This window comes from Foliimonas ilicis (genome assembly GCF_039939195.1).
Lineage (GTDB): Bacteria > Pseudomonadota > Alphaproteobacteria > Rhizobiales > Rhizobiaceae > Foliimonas > Foliimonas ilicis.
In genome coordinates, this window is sequence record NZ_JBDUUH010000003.1 from 38,936 (window position 1) to 54,757 (window position 15,822).

14 protein-coding genes are annotated in these 15,822 nt (G+C 58.4%); 4 read left to right on the top strand and 10 right to left on the bottom strand.

Annotated elements, in window-relative coordinates:
- Positions 1-11 precede the first annotated feature (11 nt).
- A complete protein-coding gene (locus ABFT80_RS08345) occupies positions 12-770 on the top strand; it encodes a sugar phosphate isomerase/epimerase family protein (protein WP_347971431.1) in 759 nt (252 codons plus the stop codon).
- Positions 770-1,936: a Gfo/Idh/MocA family protein gene (locus tag ABFT80_RS08350; protein WP_347971432.1), complete on the top strand. Its 1,167-nt coding sequence runs from the start codon at positions 770-772 to the stop codon at positions 1,934-1,936. The genes ABFT80_RS08345 and ABFT80_RS08350 overlap by 1 nt, the downstream gene beginning before the upstream one ends.
- 10 nt (positions 1,937-1,946) lie before the next feature.
- Here ABFT80_RS08350 and ABFT80_RS08355 read toward each other — a convergent pair whose 3' ends face one another.
- The 7 genes from ABFT80_RS08355 to ABFT80_RS08385 form a co-directional block, all read right to left on the bottom strand.
- On the bottom strand, positions 1,947-3,641 hold the full coding sequence (locus tag ABFT80_RS08355) for a GMC family oxidoreductase (protein WP_347971433.1): 1,695 nt from the start codon (positions 3,639-3,641) through the stop codon (positions 1,947-1,949).
- On the bottom strand, positions 3,638-4,435 hold the full coding sequence (locus tag ABFT80_RS08360; RefSeq protein WP_347971434.1) for an ABC transporter permease: 798 nt from the start codon (positions 4,433-4,435) through the stop codon (positions 3,638-3,640). Before ABFT80_RS08360 ends, ABFT80_RS08355 begins: the two co-directional genes overlap by 4 nt.
- 3 nt (positions 4,436-4,438) lie before the next feature.
- Positions 4,439-5,311 carry an ABC transporter permease gene (locus ABFT80_RS08365; protein WP_347971435.1) on the bottom strand — a complete coding sequence of 291 codons (873 nt, stop codon included), beginning with the start codon at positions 5,309-5,311 and terminating at the stop codon, positions 4,439-4,441.
- A 111-nt stretch (positions 5,312-5,422) separates the two neighbouring features.
- Positions 5,423-6,463, bottom strand: a complete 1,041-nt coding sequence (locus ABFT80_RS08370) for an ABC transporter substrate-binding protein (protein ID WP_347971436.1) — start codon at positions 6,461-6,463, stop codon at positions 5,423-5,425.
- Between the two features lie 59 nt (positions 6,464-6,522).
- Positions 6,523-7,818 (bottom strand): NAD(P)/FAD-dependent oxidoreductase, encoded by a 1,296-nt coding sequence (locus ABFT80_RS08375; RefSeq protein WP_347971437.1) that lies wholly within the window; start codon positions 7,816-7,818, stop codon positions 6,523-6,525.
- A gap of 12 nt (positions 7,819-7,830) precedes the next feature.
- A complete protein-coding gene (locus tag ABFT80_RS08380; protein ID WP_347971438.1) occupies positions 7,831-8,562 on the bottom strand; it encodes an HAD-IA family hydrolase in 732 nt (243 codons plus the stop codon).
- Positions 8,563-8,600: 38 nt separating this feature from the next.
- Positions 8,601-9,692: an ABC transporter ATP-binding protein gene (locus ABFT80_RS08385; RefSeq protein WP_347971439.1), complete on the bottom strand. Its 1,092-nt coding sequence runs from the start codon at positions 9,690-9,692 to the stop codon at positions 8,601-8,603.
- 224 nt (positions 9,693-9,916) lie between these two features.
- Here ABFT80_RS08385 and ABFT80_RS08390 point away from each other — a divergent pair, with 224 nt between their 5' ends.
- On the top strand, positions 9,917-10,876 hold the full coding sequence (locus ABFT80_RS08390) for a LysR family transcriptional regulator (protein WP_347971440.1): 960 nt from the start codon (positions 9,917-9,919) through the stop codon (positions 10,874-10,876).
- A gap of 577 nt (positions 10,877-11,453) precedes the next feature.
- Here ABFT80_RS08390 and ABFT80_RS08395 read toward each other — a convergent pair.
- The 3 genes from ABFT80_RS08395 to ABFT80_RS08405 all read right to left on the bottom strand — a co-directional run bounded on the left by ABFT80_RS08395 (position 11,454) and on the right by ABFT80_RS08405 (position 14,589).
- Positions 11,454-12,278 carry a phosphogluconate dehydrogenase C-terminal domain-containing protein gene (locus ABFT80_RS08395; protein ID WP_455189905.1) on the bottom strand — a complete coding sequence of 275 codons (825 nt, stop codon included), beginning with the start codon at positions 12,276-12,278 and terminating at the stop codon, positions 11,454-11,456.
- Between the two features lie 99 nt (positions 12,279-12,377).
- Entirely contained in the window at positions 12,378-13,838 is a 1,461-nt protein-coding gene (locus ABFT80_RS08400) for an aldehyde dehydrogenase family protein (protein ID WP_347971442.1), read from the bottom strand.
- 67 nt (positions 13,839-13,905) lie between these two features.
- Positions 13,906-14,589: a GntR family transcriptional regulator gene (locus tag ABFT80_RS08405; RefSeq protein ID WP_347971443.1), complete on the bottom strand. Its 684-nt coding sequence runs from the start codon at positions 14,587-14,589 to the stop codon at positions 13,906-13,908.
- A gap of 200 nt (positions 14,590-14,789) precedes the next feature.
- On the opposite strand from ABFT80_RS08405, the gene ABFT80_RS08410 reads away from it, so the two are divergent.
- Positions 14,790-15,770: a TRAP transporter substrate-binding protein gene (locus tag ABFT80_RS08410; protein WP_347971444.1), complete on the top strand. Its 981-nt coding sequence runs from the start codon at positions 14,790-14,792 to the stop codon at positions 15,768-15,770.
- The last annotated feature ends 52 nt before the right edge of the window (positions 15,771-15,822 follow it).

Sequence of the window (15,822 nt, forward strand, 5' to 3'; positions counted from 1 at the left end):
AGGACAGTGACATGAACTGGTCTTTTCAGCTTTACAGTGCCCGAAACCATTTGCCGTGGAGCGACGTGCTCGCGCTGCTTGCGCATCTTGGCTACACGCAGGTCGAAGGCTTTGGAGGCGTCTATGACGATCCGGCTGGGCTGCGTCGTGAAATGAACCACAATGGCCTCACCATGCCGTCCGGCCATTTCTCGATCGAGGCTCTGGAAGGCGATTTCGATGGCGTGCGCCGTATCGCCGATACGCTCGGCATCCGGCTTCTGATCTGCCCGTTTCTCATGCCGGAGAGCAGGCCTGCCGATGCCGCAGGCTGGCGCGATTTCGGCGCGCGGCTGGCCGCGATCGGAGAAAAGGCGAAATCGGGCGGCTATCATTTCGCCTGGCACAACCACGATTTCGAGTTCAAAGCGCTCGACGACGGCTCGATTCCGCAACGGCTCATTCTCGATGCGGCACCCTCGATATGCATGGAACTCGACGTTGCATGGATCATACGCGGCGGTGACGATCCGTTGCGCTGGATCACCGATTATGCGGACCGTATCCGGGCCGTGCATGTCAAAGACATCGCGCCCGAAGGTCAGAACACGGATGAGGACGGCTGGGCGGATGTCGGCCACGGAACGGTAGGCTGGCAGACGCTGCTCAAGGAACTTCGACTGAAAACCCCGGCAACCGTCTATGCCATGGAGCACGACAATCCGTCCGATCTGGAGCGTTTCGCGCGCCGCTCGATCGAGGCCGTGCAGGCATATCAAGAGGTGCGCTGATGGCAAACGCGAAGCATTTACGGGTCGGCGTCATCGGATGCGGAAACATTTCGACGGCCTATTTTCGCCTGGCTCCTCTTTTTCGGGGCATTGAGATCGTCGCCTGTGCCGATCTGAAGCCTGCACTGGCAGAGGCGCAGGCGAAGAAATTCGGCCTCAAATCTATGTCTGTCGAGGCGCTGATCGCCGCGCCCGACATCGACATCGTCGTCAACCTCACCATTCCCTCAGCCCATCATGGCGTGTCGAAGGCCGTGCTCGATGCTGGCAAGCATGTCTACTCGGAAAAGCCCTTCGTTCTTTCGCTGAAGGACGGTCTCGACCTGAAGAGGCGCGCTGAAAAGAAGGGGCTTCGGATTGGCTCCGCGCCGGACACGTTCCTCGGCGGCGCCCATCAATTGGCGCGCCATCTGGTCGATGCCGGAGCGGTTGGCCGGATTACCAGCGGATCATGCCATGTCATGAATCACGGCATGGAACACTGGCATCCCGATCCGACATTCTTCTACGCGTTAGGGGGCGGGCCGGTTCTCGACCTCGGACCTTACTACATCGCCAATCTTGTCCAGTTGATCGGGCCTGTCCGTCGCGTGGCCGCGCTTGCGGCGACACCGCAGAGCGAGCGCAAGATCATATCCAAGCCCCGCGCTGGCCAGACGGTGAAGGTCGATACGCCGACGACGCTTCTGGCATTGCTCGAATTCGGGAGCGGAGCAGCGATCACATTCAGCGCAAGCTGGGACGTCTGGAGCCACGGCCACGCCCCGATCGAACTTTATGGTGAAAAGGGCAGCCTCTTCGTCCCGGATCCGAATTTCTTCGGCGGCGAGGTGCGTTATACCGCGGCTGAAAAACCGGTGAAGCGCATGCCTGCGTGGAAGCATCCTTTCGCGGTGGCGAACGAGGAATCGCCGCATGGACCGCTGGCCAACTACCGCGCCTCCGGTCTTGCGGATATGGCGCAGGCCATCATCGAGGATCGGCCCCACCGCTGCTCGCTGGAACTCGCGATCCATGTGATCGAAGTGATGACAGCGATCCTCAAATCCGGCGAAACCGGGCGCTTCGTGACAATGACGACCAGTTGCGAAAGGCCCGCAGCACTTGACCCGTCTTCCGCAAAACAATTGCTAGTCAAGGCGGGGAGCTCCCGAAAGGCCGCGTAGCCGTTCCCGCCTACTGGCCGCAACGAATGAAATCGGCGATCCGTTCGGCGATCATGATTGTCGGTATGTTGGTGTTGGCGCAGGGAATCGATGGCATCAGCGATGCATCGCAAACACGCAGGCCTTCTACGCCGTAAACCCGGCCTGTCGGCGATGTGACCGCCATCGGATCGTCAGGTGATCCCATGCGGCATGTGCCCGATGGATGCCAGGTGCCGCCGACATGTTTTCGAACGAATTCAGTCAGCGCCACATCGTCGTTGAGCAAGCCGTCCATAGTCGTGCCAAGCGTCACAGCGGAATGGATGAGGGCGCTACGCAATGGTCCTGCGAGATCGAGCATCGCTGATAAAGCGCCTCGCTGGAGCGCGTTCCACTTGCCGGGAACGGCGACTTTCGCCACACGCGGCGAATAGCTCGATGGAAAGACCGTGCCGCGATGGCTGTCCATATGCGGATCGAGCAGCGCTTGCGCGCCCATACGCAATGCGAGTTTCAGCCTTTCCAGATCACGCTCGTCCGTCAGCATCCGAAAATCGACTTCCGGTTCGGCCAGCGGATTGGCCGAACCGAGTTTCAGAAAGCCGCGCGAGTAGGATTTGTTGATCCAGAAAAACAGCCCGCCCATGCGATGTCCGACCGAATGCCAGCCGTAGCGCGACAGGATCGCCGCGTGCATATCGCCCTGTGGCGTATCCGGCAGGGCTGACGAAAATCGCCAGATCGCCTGTTCATGGTGTTCCGCCTGATTTTTCTCTCGCATCGATGTAGGCAGGTAGGCAGCGACTGCGATGGATGGGTGTTCCATGAGGTTGCGGCCGATCCCGGCGCGGGATGCGATGACAGGAATGCCAAGTGCGGCCAGCTCTGCTCCGGGGCCTATTCCTGAGCGCAGAAGCAGCGCCGGTGAATGAATTGCGCCCGATGCGACGATAATCTCGCGCGCATTGATCGTTTGCGGGTTTTTCCCGGTGATTTCGGCCCCGATCGCCCGGATCCCGTCGAAAAGAATGTGCGTTGCCGTGCTGTCAGTAATGATTTTCAGGTTCGCCCGGCCACGGACTTCAGGTGTCAGATAGGCGATGGAAGTCGGAAGCCGTTCACCTTTGTCGCTGACAGCAACCGCGCCGCGAAACGTACCGTCTTCCCAAGGGCCGTTCTGGTCGGGACGTATAGGATGCCCGCGCGTCTCCAGCGTTTTCATAACCTGAATGACAAAGGGGGATATCCTGTCGTCGCTGATCCGCCGGATCGATAGCGGGCCATCCTTGCCATGCAGCGGGCCGTCGAAATCCCGATCCGCCTCGATTTTGCGGAAATGGGGCAGGCAAGATTCCCAGCCCCAGCCTCTAGCACCAAGTTCTTCCCATTCGGCATAGTCGGCAGGCGCGCCGCGATTGGCCATAAGTGCGTTGATTGCCGAGCCGCCGCCCAGAAGTTTCGCCTGCTCGTAACGGCGCGATGAGCGCGGGGCGCTGTTCGACCGCGTATAGCCCATCAATGCGCTGAGCGAAGCCCAGATATTGCGTGTGTCGAGATAGGCGCGGCCGGGATAGCGGCTTCGCACCTCGTCGGGAATATCACCGGCCGAGATGTCGCGACCCGCCTCGACAAGCACCACCGTTCGCTTCGGGTCTTCGGAAAGCCGTGCCGCCAGAACACATCCGGCCGAGCCGCCGCCGAGGATCAGATGGTCTGTGATCATGCAGTCTTGCCCTGGCGACGTTCCGTGCTACGCGCGTTGAGCGCCACCAGCATTACCAGAATGAAGGATATCGCAGTCAGCAGTGAACTGATCGCGGCGATCGTCGGGTCGATTTCGTCTCGCAATGCGGTGAACATGCGCTTGGTCAGCGTCTGATACTGGCCGCCGGAGATGAACAGTGCCACGACTGTTTCATCGATGGCCGAGATGAAAGCGAACAGCAGGCCGGAGATGACGCTTGGGCGGATTTGCGGCAGCGTGACCACGAAGAAGGTCCGCAGCCGGTTCATGCCGAGGCTGCGCGACACCATTTCCTGGGTGTGGTCGAACTTCCGCAGGCCGACCAGAACCGAAGTGATGACATAGGGCAGGCCAAGCATGATGTTAGCGAGGATCAGGCCCGTCATGCTGGCGAGAAGGCCAACCTGCGCATAGACCAGAAAGACGCCGACGGCGGTGATGACGATCGGCACGATCAGCGGCAATAGCAGCAGCATTTGCAAGCTGCGCACCAGTCGTGACGAGGTCATGTTGAGCGCATAGGCGGCGGCTGTGCCGAATATCGTCGCGAGCACGGCGCTTGATACGGACACGATCAGGCTGACTTTTGTCGCCTGCATCCACGCGGTGCTGCCAAGATAGGACTCATACCAGCGAAGCGACCATGATGGCGGCGGGAAGGTCAGGAATCGCGCACCCGAAAACGACATCGGCACGATGATGAGGATCGGGATGATCAGCCATGCGAGGATCAGGATGACCGCGCCGTAAAGCAGGAAATTGGGTCTACGCATGCGTCACCTCGTTCCCATGATGCGTTCGAATGGAATGAGCATGCTGGCCAGTTTGAAGATCAGGAAAACGCAGATCATGAGAACGACGCTGATCGACGAGGCCGCGCCCCATTCGTTGTAAACCTCGATGTTGCGGGAGACAAGCATGGAAACCATGTAGGTGCGCCCGCCGCCAAGCAGCTCCGGCGTGATGTAGAAGCCAAGCGTCAGAACGAAAACCAGAACCATACCGGCAATCATGCCCGGCATGGAAAGCGGCAGGAAGATGCGCGTGAAGACATAGGAAGGCGATCCGCCAAGGCTCGACCCTGCCATTGTGAGTTCCGGCGGGATTTTCTTCATCGTCGCATAGAGCGGCAGCACCATGAATGGCAGCAGGATGTGGATTGTCGCGATCACGGTGCCGAATTCATTGTTGACGAGCAGCAGTGGCGTGTCGATCAGCCCGGCGCTTTTAAGCGCCGAATTGACGATGCCTGTGCGCTGCAACAGGATCAGCCACGCATAGGCCCGCACCAGAACGCTGGTCCAGAATGGCAGCAGCACCAAAGCGAGAACGATCACGCTCCAGCGCTGCGGAAGTGCCGCCGCCACATAAGCGACGGGATAGCCGAGCAGCAGCGTCGCCAATGTGACGACGATTGCGATGCGAAAAGTTTGCAGGAAGGTCATCCAATAAACGGAATCGGTCAGGAATCGCTCGTAATTGACGAGCGTGAAGCCGCCATCCTGCCAGATCGATTGCCAGGCCAGCCACAGCAGCGGCACGACCAGCAGCGAAAAAACCACCAGCAGCGCCGGGGCAAGCAGCATCAACATCAGGCGCTGCTCGCGACGGTCGTGAAGTTGCGAAGGATTGGTTGTCGACATCGTCATCAATGACCCTCCTTGGAGCGGCGGCGGCCTATCGGGCACACAAGGAGCGCTCCAAGTTTTTCAATCCATGCATCGGCCCGGAATTTCGGGCCGATGCTATTGGCTTGGTGTTTACTGCTGGATGAAAGAAGCCCAGCGCTTCTGCGCTTCTTCACCAGCAGGCGAACTCCACCATTCATCCGAAACCAGAAGCTGCTTGGCGGCATTTTCCGGCGAACTCGGCATTTCGGCCGCACGCTCCGGAGAAATCTTACCGGTCTTGTAAGCTTCCGGATTGCCCGGACCGTAATCGATGTAAGCCGGGAAGTTCGCCTGAATGTCGGGCGCCATCGCCGCGTTGATGAATTTCACCGCCGTTTCCAGATTTGGTGCACCCTTGAGAATGCAAAGCGATGTGTATTGCAAAAAGCCCTCATTGAAGGTGTAGCCGATCGGCAGGCCTTCCTTGGCAACTGCCGTCACACGACCATTCCAGGCCATTTCCATATCGACTTCGCCATCGGCCAGAAGCTGTGCGGATTGCGCGCCCGATGTCCACCAGACCGTTACATGCGGCTTGATTTCCTCGAGCTTCTTGAAAGCCCGATCGACATCCAGCGGATACATCTTGTCCGGGGTTACGCCATCGGCGAGAAGCGCTGCTTCAAGTGTCGCAAGCGGATGATTTCGCAACGCGCGCGTACCCGGGAATTTCTTGACGTCCCAGAAATCGGCCCAGCTCTGCGGCGGGTTCTCGCCGAACTTGTCCGTGTTGTAGGCAAGGACGCTCGAATAGAATTCATACGCGACAGAATAGGGGCTCTTATATTCCGCAGGCATGTTGGTGACATTCGGCAGCTTCGAGAAATCGAGCGGCTCGATCATGCCCTGCTCGCCGCCGCGAATGCAGTCCTTGGCGGGTGTGTCGATGACGTCCCAGACAGGCTTGCCCGTCTCGGTCTGCGTCTTGATGACCGGCCATGCGTCGGGCGAACTGTCCTGATTGATGGTGATGCCGAGCAATTCGGCAACCGGGTCGAGAATTGCCTTGGTCTGCGCCTCCTGGTAGGCGCCGCCTTGCGAAACGAAGGTGATTTGTTCAGCCGATGCCAGCCCGGCGGAAAGTGTGACGATGGACGCGGAGAGTATCGCAGTTGAAAGTTTGAGTCTCATTTCCGTTCTCCTCTTTTGGCAGGATTTCACGCCCTGCTTTGATGTTTGAATTCAGGGTCTTAGCGCCCAATTGCATCCAGGAACTGGTACCAGCCGGCGACAAGCCGGACGGCGGGTTCGCGAATGGGATAAAAGGGAACGGGTTTCAGCCGCTCCGAAGTCAGAAGACCGAGATCCGGCTTTTCGCCAGCGACAATCGCAGCAACGTGCTTGCCCATCGTGGAAGCCAGCGCCACGCTCGTACCATTGTAGCCGACCGCATAGACGACACGCTCGTCGAGCCGCCCGGCATGCGGGATGCTGTCCATGGTCATCGCGACCAGACCCGACCATTTATGAGTAACCGCAACGTTCGACAGTTCGGGAAATTGGCGCACCATCGCCTTGTGGAGCGCTGAAAAAGCGCTTGTCGAATCCGTCTTGCCGAATGCACCCCGGCCGCCATAGAGCAGACGATCACCGGCCTTGCGAAACCAGCGCATCATGCGCCTTGTTTCCGTATAGCTGCGGCCATTGGTGAGCAGATTGCTGCCGGAAAGCGGTTCCGTCGCGATCATTGCCGAGCGGAATGGGATGATTGCCTTGCGAACGCTTGCGGTCGCTTTCGTCAGGTCGGAATATGAGTTGGTAGCGATCACGGCCTGCCTGGCATTGATCGTGCCGCCCGGCGTTTCCAGAAGCACCCCGGCTCCGTCACGACGCATTCCGGTAACCGGCGTATTTTCGAAAACCGGTATCCCGGCGGACTTTAGGCCTCTCGCAATGCCAAGCACGAAATTGAGCGGATGAATGATGCCGCCATGGGTGTTGAGCATCCCGCCGGTAAAATCCCGCGAGCCGGTTTCCGCCGCCATTTCTTCCGCTGAAAGAATGCGACAGGCCTTGTCACCGAGCGCCTGTCTCAGCCACTCTGTCTCCTTTTTCAGAGCGGCGAGCGAGACGGCATTATGCGCGCAGCGCAGCGATCCCGTCGGCTGATAATCGGCAGCCGAAATGCCGTAATCCTCGACCAGTTCGCCGACATGATCGATCGCCTCGATACCGAGATCGTGCATGCGCCGGGCCGTGTCGATGCCGAAGCGCGCAGCGATTTCGGAAAAGGAAATGCGGAACTTGCCGGAAACGACGCCGCCATTGCGGCCGCTGGCGCCCCATCCGATGCGGCTTGCTTCAAGTACCACCGCCGAGATGCCGCGTGCGGCGAGGTAGCGGGCAGTGCTCAGGCCCGTGTAACCGCCGCCAATTATTGCGACGTCATATTGATGACCGCCCGACAGCTCGCCGAAGACCGGGCGGTCGACGGCTGTCTCCTGCCAGAGCGAGGCAATATCGGGGAAGGGCGGCTGGGCGGTCATCTCCTGTCTTTCTCAGGCAGCGCTTGCGGTCTGAAACCGTGCAACCAGTTCCGCATCGACGGCGTCTGCAAGCTGCTTGAGCGAGGAGAAGTGATAGTCGGGCTTGGTCAGCACCTTGGGTTCGGGCGTGCCGCCGAAACCTTTCTGGCCCTGGCGCCGCTCTATCCAGCATGTCGTGTAGGAAAGTTCTTTCGCGACACCGATGTCGTGATGCTGGCTCTGCGCGACATGCAGGATTTCCGACTGCTTGTATCCGGCCACGGATTGGCGGCCCTTGTTGAAGGCAAAGAATTGCGGGTTCGGCTTGGCGCAACCGGCCTCGTCGCAAGTGACGCTGTCATGGAACGGATTGCCTAGCGCGTCCGAATAGGCCGAGAAGGCGGTACGGTCCGCATTCGTCATCGCGACGAGACGGAAATTCTTGCGCAGACGCGCCAGCGTCTCGACGGAGTCCGAAAAAGCCGGCCAGCGCAGAACCGAAAGCTGAAAGGCTTCCGCAGTCGCCACATCATTTTTAAAGCCGAGTTCCTCTGCCAGCGACAGATAGACGTCCTTCATGGCGACCGACGAACGACCATAGAATTTGTCGCGTCCGCGCTTGTAGGGTTCGAAAATGTCGTCGTCCGACAGTCCCGCCGTCTTTTCACCGCCAAGAGCCCGCACGGCATCCAGAACGCCCTTTTCGAAGTCGATCAGGGTGCCGACGACGTCGAATGTCATGACCTTGAATTGAGTAAGTTTCATAGTTTCTTTCCTTCTTGAATACAGAACGACCGTGCGTTTCAGGGTGCTTGCGGAACGACGATCGTGTCTTCGGGATGTAGTGCGACGATAATCGGATCGCCGGGCTTCTTGAGTTGCGATCGGCCCGCATAATTGCCGGGCAACCGCAGGCTGAGATCGCCGCCGGACGATAGTTTGAGGAAAAGCCGTATGCTTTCGCCTTGATAGAGTGTTTCCGTGACGGTTCCCGTCAGCAGGTTCGAGCCGGTCGGTTCGCTGCCGTCCGCAACCACGAGTTTTTCGGAATGAACCGCAAGATAAAGCTGATCGCCCTGTGGGACGCGATGCGAACTACGCAAAATTGCATCACCCAGCCGCACCGTGTCGTCATTCTCGCGCTGGACGGGAAGAAGCGTCGCTTCGCCGATAAAGCGGGCGACGAAAGAATCTGCCGGATTGTCGTGAAGCTGTTCCGGCGTATCGACCTGTACAAACCTGCCCTTGTTCATGATGGCGACGCGATCGCTCATCGTCAGCGCTTCGCGCTGGTCGTGGGTAACGTAGATGATCGTCGCGCCGAGCCTCTTGTGCAATTGCCGTAGCTCGATCTGCATGGATTCCCGCAACTGCTTGTCGAGTGCCGACAGGGGCTCGTCCATCAGGATCAGCCGCGGCTCGAAAATCATGGCGCGCGCAAGCGCCACGCGCTGCCGCTGACCGCCGGACAATTCGTGGATGCGCCGATCCGCGTAACCATTGAGCTCGACCATATCCAGCGCGCTTTGGAGCTTCTCCGGCCAGCTCGATTTCGGCAGCCGGCGCGCGCGCAGTGGAAATGTGATGTTCTCGGCAACGCTCATATGAGGAAAGAGCGCGTAATTCTGGAAAACGATACCGATATCGCGCTTGTGAGGCGGCTCGAATGTAATATCCCGATCGCCCAACCAGATTGAACCTGACGTCGGCTGCACGAAGCCGCCGAGAATACCCAGAAAAGTGGTCTTTCCCGATCCCGAAGGTCCGAGGATGGAAACGAATTCGCCGGGAGCGACCTCCAGACTGACATTGTCCAAAGCGCGGAACTGGCCGTAGCTCTTTTGCGCGTTTCGGATGGAAACGCCCACACGCCCTGAATTTTTTATATCAACCATCTGATTCCACTGAAAAATTTATGTGCGCTGATGCTTGGGTGGCAGGCGCGACATTCCTTGTTGAGTAGAAAACCTGAACAGGTGAGTCTGTCTGGGCAATCATCGCCCTGCACAATCACATGTTCTGTTCCCCGAAGGTCTTGTGCCTTCCTTGATCAGCAACAGACCAAAGAAGCAGGCCATCGGCAATTGAAAAAAAGTTCAGGGAGGTGTTACATTATGTAATGAACAAATTGAGACGATCTCTGCCGTCCATGAATGGGCTGTTTACGTTCGAAGCAGCATCGCGATGCGGTAATTTTTCCAAAGCCGCCGATGAACTGAACGTCACGCCCGCCGCAGTCAGCCGTATGATCACCCGTCTGGAGCAGAATCTCGGGACAGCTTTGTTCATGCGTCAGGCGGGTGGAGTGAGCCTCACCGAATCAGGCCAGCTTCTTTTCGATGCTATTTCCAGAGGGTTTTCCGGAATAGAAAGCGCCTTGGGCGAAATCGAAGACCGCCGCATCGGTGTTCAAACTGTCTCCCTGTCGGTTTCCACTGGATTTACGACGCATTGGATGATGCCTCGCATGGCGGAATTCAAGCGCCAGTTTCCTGCCGTCGATTTGAGATTCCAGCTTGTGATGGGCGCCGTTTCCGGCCCGGTCAACGATGTGGATATCGGAATGAGATTTGTGAACGGCCCCGATGAGCGCCATGAGGCCGTCTTCGTGATGCCGGAAATACTGGTCCCGATCTGCAGCCCGTCCTACCGGGAAAGTCACAGCGTCAACGGCAGTGATGTGAGGCGGATACCGGACACCACGATCAATCTCAGCGATGCACAGCCGAACTGGTCGAGCCTGTTTTCACCATTGAATGAGGGTGACACCGGAAATTCGATGATCTTTTCCGATTACGCCATCGTGGTGCAAGCCGTGTTGCTCGGGCAGGGCGTCGGACTGGGCTGGCTGAATGTCGTTGCGCATTGGCTTCGAACCAAAGCCCTGGTACCGGCAAGCGAACATCTCATGAAGACAGGCCGCCAGTGCCATCTCGTGCGCCTGAAAGACAAGCCCCTGCGTCCCATCGTGGCAGACGTCCAGGATTGGCTGATCGCCGAACTCAACAGCGACGTCCTCGCCGTCGATGCCCTCTATCCGCATCTTGGTCTAAGGCAGTCGGTTCAGCCGAAGAACTGATGCAACTCGTCGGTCTCCGGTGATCATGCTGTGCCTGCCGAAACAAGCACAGCGATGCCACCGCATGTGAATAAAAACTCCAATTTCATGTTTTTTATTCACCCCTCACACCCCGCCCCTATCATTCCCCCACTGTCTTAGCGGGAAGCCGGTGCGCACCGGGTATCGGTTCAGACAGCGGTGACTTCCCATTTGCGACTGCGGTAGTCGTGAGTTCCGAGGGCATCCGACAGGTCGGCGCGTCGAAGATGCGTTCATGGCGGGAAGTGACAAACCCCGCCGATGAAACATCCCAAAGCGTGCGGAGAAACCGCGATGTTTGCCTGCACTATTGAATGCAGGAGACATTGTGCCCGACCGACTGGGTAGCAGGTGAGGAGCGGTCCGCGCAGCGGACGAGAAGCCAACAACTTGGCTTCTCAAGCTCCGAACGGCGGGGTGCGGACGTCGCGCCACATAATTACTTACACTAGGAAGGCACGGCCAAGCGCCCCGCTTCCCGGTTCTTTGACAATGGCCAGACGCAGAATGCGGGCGTGGCGATGAGAGAATATGTCCTGCGTGCTTCCCCAGGCGATCACGTAATGCGGCGGATGCTCTCGGCCAGTTCGGCCGGTTCGAAGATTCCCTTCCAGTCATCGCGCATCAGGCGTGGCTTGCCGTTTTCGACTGCCTTGTTGCATGCATCCGAGAAAACACCGGGAATATGCCCGAAAGTGACGGCCGCAAGAATATTGAGATGGCCGAGCAGAAAATCGCGTGCCGCGATTTCAGGAACGCCACGCCTTACGACTTCTTCGACACCCTCCCGCATGACTTCAAGCAGGGACGCGGCCAGGGTTTCAGACAGTGCGGGCTCAAGAAGGGCCAATTGCTCGACTGTCAGACGGTGCGATCTGAGGACCGGCCCCCAGATGATCTGCGCGACTTCTTCGCCGCGCGCATAGAGCGCTTCCGGGCCATGCATCAATGCATTTACGATCGACTGTTTGGCAGCTATTCCGCCGAAGCGGTCATCACGAGCCTGCTTGCTTTCTTCGTCGCTGAAGATGGACGGGTGGCATGGGTGGGTGACGAAATAGCCGATATCTTCGCGTTCCGGCAGATGTCCCGCATAAGGTGCTGCCGGATCGAGGATGATGACCAAAGTGCCGGAATCGAGTGTCGGAACGATCTTTTCGGCAACAGTGCCGATTACGGTGTCGGGAACGGCAAGCACGACTACATCCGCCGCCTTCAGTGCGTCCGCCTGATCGCTCGGCGAAACATTCAGTTCGGTCTTTAGCCTTTCGCGGCCAGCTTCGCTGATCTCGACATAATGCACGTCATGGGACGTTTTGGACAAATTGCGGCCAAGGCGTATGCCCATTTTCCCGCCTGCGCCTAAAAGTGCGATCTTCATTTTCTCTCTCCCGGATTTTGGACAAACAAGTCTCTCTGGCGGCATGATTGCTCATGCCGCCTTGTCGATTTTGAACAGGGTTTGGGTGCCGCGTGGCGTTTAGCCGTGTGACGCCGCTACCGTCTTGACGCGGGTGAATCCGAAAAGAGCCTCGAAGCCCTTTTCGCGGCCGTGCCCGGATTTGCCGACCCCGCCAAAAGGCAGTTCGATACCGCCGCCAGCACCGTAATTGTTGATGAAAACCTGACCGACTTGCAGCTTGCGCGCCATGCGCATCTGCCTGCCGCCATCCCGCGTCCAGACGCCGGCCACCAATCCGAATTCGGTGCCGTTGGCGATCCGGAGTGCATCAGCTTCGTCATCGAACGGGATGAGAACCTGAACCGGGCCGAAAATTTCTTCCTGCGCCAGCTTGTGGTCGGGAGAAACATCGGCAAACAGGACAGGCGCTACATAATTGCCTTCAGCCGAAGCGTCGTCGCGGATTTTTCCTTCGGCGGCGACCACGAGTTCGGCCTTGCCGATCTCGATGAACGAGCTGACGATCTGCTTCTGCTTTCGTGAGACGAGCGGTCCGAGATTATGGCTGCCGATGGCCGGACCGGCCTCCAGACCGCGGTAGATTTCGGCCATGCGGCGCTTGACCTCTTCGTAGACGCCGCGCTGAACCAGAACGCGCGAGGCGGCGGAGCAAGTCTGTCCGGCATTCTGCATGCATGCGCCGACAAGTGTCGGCATCGCTTTGTCGAGGTCGCAATCGTCGAACACAATGTGAGGCGACTTGCCGCCAAGCTCAAGCGTTACCGGAACGACGTTGCGGGCTGCTGCGGCCTGAATGCGCTCGCCGGTTCCCACCGAACCGGTAAACGACAGATGGTGCACACCGGAATGGCCCGAAAGTGCAGCGCCGACATCCGACCCGAGCCCGGTCACGATGTTGAGCGCACCAGCCGGAAGACCGGCTTCTTCGGCGATTGCGGCAAAGGCGAGTGAAGACAAGGATGCGTCTTCCGCAGGTTTCAGCACGCAGGCATTGCCCGCAGCCAGCGCTGCGCCAACACCGCGTCCGAGGATTTGCATCGGATAGTTCCAGGGGATGATGATCCCCGCAACGCCGTGTGGCTCGCGCAACGTGTAGACGGTGAACCCATCCTGATAGGGGATCGTGGTGCCGAAGAGTTTGTCGGCCGCACCTGCATAGAATTCGAGATAGCGTGCCAGAGCGATGGAATCGTTGCGCGACTGATGCAGCGGCTTGCCGACATCCAGGGCCTCGATCATCGCGAGATCTTCGGCGCGTTCAAGAACCAGCGACGACATTTTCATGAGGATGCGGCCGCGCTCCGTTGCGGTGAGGCGTCCCCATTCACCATCCATTGCTGCCTGTGCTGCATCGACGGCCGCATTCACATCTTCAGGCGTTCCGCGCCCGATGGTTCCAATCACTTGGCCGGTTGACGGGTTCTCGACATCGATCGTCGCCGCGCCTTCGGGTTTGCGCCATGCGCCGCCAATGAAAATCTGGTTCGGGTCAAACCAAAGAACGTCTTTCAAATTCATTATTATCTCCCCGGGCGCATGCCCGTCATTCACCCGCGAAAGCGGGCCGTTAAGCGCATTGCGCAGTTCAGTCGATGATCTGGTAGAAGGGTTCCATGCGCTCGCGCGATGAAAGAATGTGCTCGGCCATCGCTTTTCGCGCGGCGTCTGCGTCGCCGCGTTCCATGGCTTGCACGATCAGCAGATGTTCTTTTACGGCTTCTTCGGCCACAGCCGAATGATAGCGCAAGCGGAACAGATGCATGTGAGCGTAGAGCCGATCCAGTGTCTCGGCGATCACCTCATTGCCGCATAGATGCACGATCAATGCGTGAAACTGGCCGTCGAGCAGGGCAAAGCGCCCGTAGTTCGCGCGTGTGTCAGCCGCGACGAGTTGCTTCATCTCCTTGCAGAGACCCTGAAGCTGCCGAATCGTCTCATCATTGGCGTTCGTTGTTGCAAGAAACGTCGCTTCCGGCTCGATCAACAGGCGCATGGCATAGACATCGCGAAACCGTGCACTGGAAGGCATGGGCGCTGCGCTGTAGCCGGAATTGAACTTCTTTACGACGAGCCCTTCCGATTCAAGACGGATGAGCGCCGCACGCACCGGCGTCTGCGAAACGCCGAAGTCCCGCGCCAGGGCATCGACCGACATGCGCTCTCCCGGAGGTATGCGCAGGGCGATCAGATCGGAGACGATCGCATGGTAGACGTCGTCGCCGATTGAGTGCCGCTGGGCGAGCTTTGCCCTTGCTGTTTCTAACTCCATGGGTGGGAAACTCATGTCCTGCCTGATTGTTGCCGAATGCATTCTGCCACGAGAACTGGAAGCTTGCATCGCGGATTTCTATCGTATATGGGATTAAATATCGTATCGGATATACGATGTAAAGGGCATCGTCTCGATAGGAGCGATCGCTTTGAGAGGAAGTTGAACTCGACAAGGTTGAACCTCGGGAGGAGGCACGAATGACTTATTTTTCAAGGATTGCGCAGGGAATTTTGCTCGGAGGAATGGTGGCGTTTTCCGCGCCGCTCTATGCAAAAGATTTCAATATCGCCATGACCCCGCCTGAAGAATCGCACTACGGCGCTGCTGCAAAAGCATTCAAGGCGAAGATCGAGGAACTGTCCGGCGGCGATATCAAGGTCAATATCAAGTCCAACGGCGTCCTTGGCGGCGAGCGCGAGATTCTCGAAGGCATGCAGATCGGCTCGATCGAGATGGGTGTCACATCCACCGGGCCTGTCGGCGGCTTTGTGCCTGAAACCTACGTTCTGGATCTTCCATTCCTGTTCAAGTCCTATGACTCGGCACGTGCAATTCTGGACGGCCCGATAGGTCAGGAGTTGCTCGACAAGTTCGAACCGCAAGGCATCATGGCGCTTGGCTGGGGTGAGAACGGCTTCCGCCACATCACCAATTCGCGCAAGCCGATTGTCTTGCCGTCCGACCTGCAGGACATGAAAATCCGCACCATGGAAAACGACATCCATCTGAAGTCGTTTCAGGCTGCGGGCTCTGCGCCCACGCCTATGAGCTGGACCGAGGTCATCACCGCTCTTCAGCAGGGCACCATTGACGGCCAGGAAACGCCGATGTCGATCTTCATCGCAAACCGCATATGGGAAGTGCAGAAATACGCGACCCTGACCGGACATTTCTACTCGCCGGCAATCATCATGATGTCGAAGATCCATTGGGACGGGCTGAGCGAGGAAGAGCAGGGCTGGGTCCGCGAAGCGGCAAAAGCCGGTGTTGAAGCCAACCGCGCATATGTTTCCAAGAATGAAGTCGAAGGCCTGGCAACGCTCCGCGAGAATGGCATGGAAGTTGTCGATAGCGTCGATCAGGAAGCTTTCGCCGAAGTTGTAGCCCCGGTGTATGAAGACTTTTCCAAGCAGTACGGCACTGAAATGCTCGATCGCATCCGCGACGCGCAGAAGTAAGCATGCCGGCGCGGCAGAATGACTGCCGCGCCATAGCTTCCAAATCACAGAA

Coding starts and splice junctions, on each gene's coding strand:
- ABFT80_RS08345 (WP_347971431.1), top strand. CDS start 12: ATGAACTGGTCTTTTCAGCTTTACAGTGCCCGAAACCATTTGCCGTGG.
- ABFT80_RS08350 (WP_347971432.1), top strand. CDS start 770: ATGGCAAACGCGAAGCATTTACGGGTCGGCGTCATCGGATGCGGAAAC.
- ABFT80_RS08355 (WP_347971433.1), bottom strand. CDS start 3,641: ATGATCACAGACCATCTGATCCTCGGCGGCGGCTCGGCCGGATGTGTT.
- ABFT80_RS08360 (WP_347971434.1), bottom strand. CDS start 4,435: ATGCGTAGACCCAATTTCCTGCTTTACGGCGCGGTCATCCTGATCCTC.
- ABFT80_RS08365 (WP_347971435.1), bottom strand. CDS start 5,311: ATGACGATGTCGACAACCAATCCTTCGCAACTTCACGACCGTCGCGAG.
- ABFT80_RS08370 (WP_347971436.1), bottom strand. CDS start 6,463: ATGAGACTCAAACTTTCAACTGCGATACTCTCCGCGTCCATCGTCACA.
- ABFT80_RS08375 (WP_347971437.1), bottom strand. CDS start 7,818: ATGACCGCCCAGCCGCCCTTCCCCGATATTGCCTCGCTCTGGCAGGAG.
- ABFT80_RS08380 (WP_347971438.1), bottom strand. CDS start 8,562: ATGAAACTTACTCAATTCAAGGTCATGACATTCGACGTCGTCGGCACC.
- ABFT80_RS08385 (WP_347971439.1), bottom strand. CDS start 9,692: ATGGTTGATATAAAAAATTCAGGGCGTGTGGGCGTTTCCATCCGAAAC.
- ABFT80_RS08390 (WP_347971440.1), top strand. CDS start 9,917: ATGAACAAATTGAGACGATCTCTGCCGTCCATGAATGGGCTGTTTACG.
- ABFT80_RS08395 (WP_455189905.1), bottom strand. CDS start 12,278: ATGAAGATCGCACTTTTAGGCGCAGGCGGGAAAATGGGCATACGCCTT.
- ABFT80_RS08400 (WP_347971442.1), bottom strand. CDS start 13,838: ATGAATTTGAAAGACGTTCTTTGGTTTGACCCGAACCAGATTTTCATT.
- ABFT80_RS08405 (WP_347971443.1), bottom strand. CDS start 14,589: ATGGAGTTAGAAACAGCAAGGGCAAAGCTCGCCCAGCGGCACTCAATC.
- ABFT80_RS08410 (WP_347971444.1), top strand. CDS start 14,790: ATGACTTATTTTTCAAGGATTGCGCAGGGAATTTTGCTCGGAGGAATG.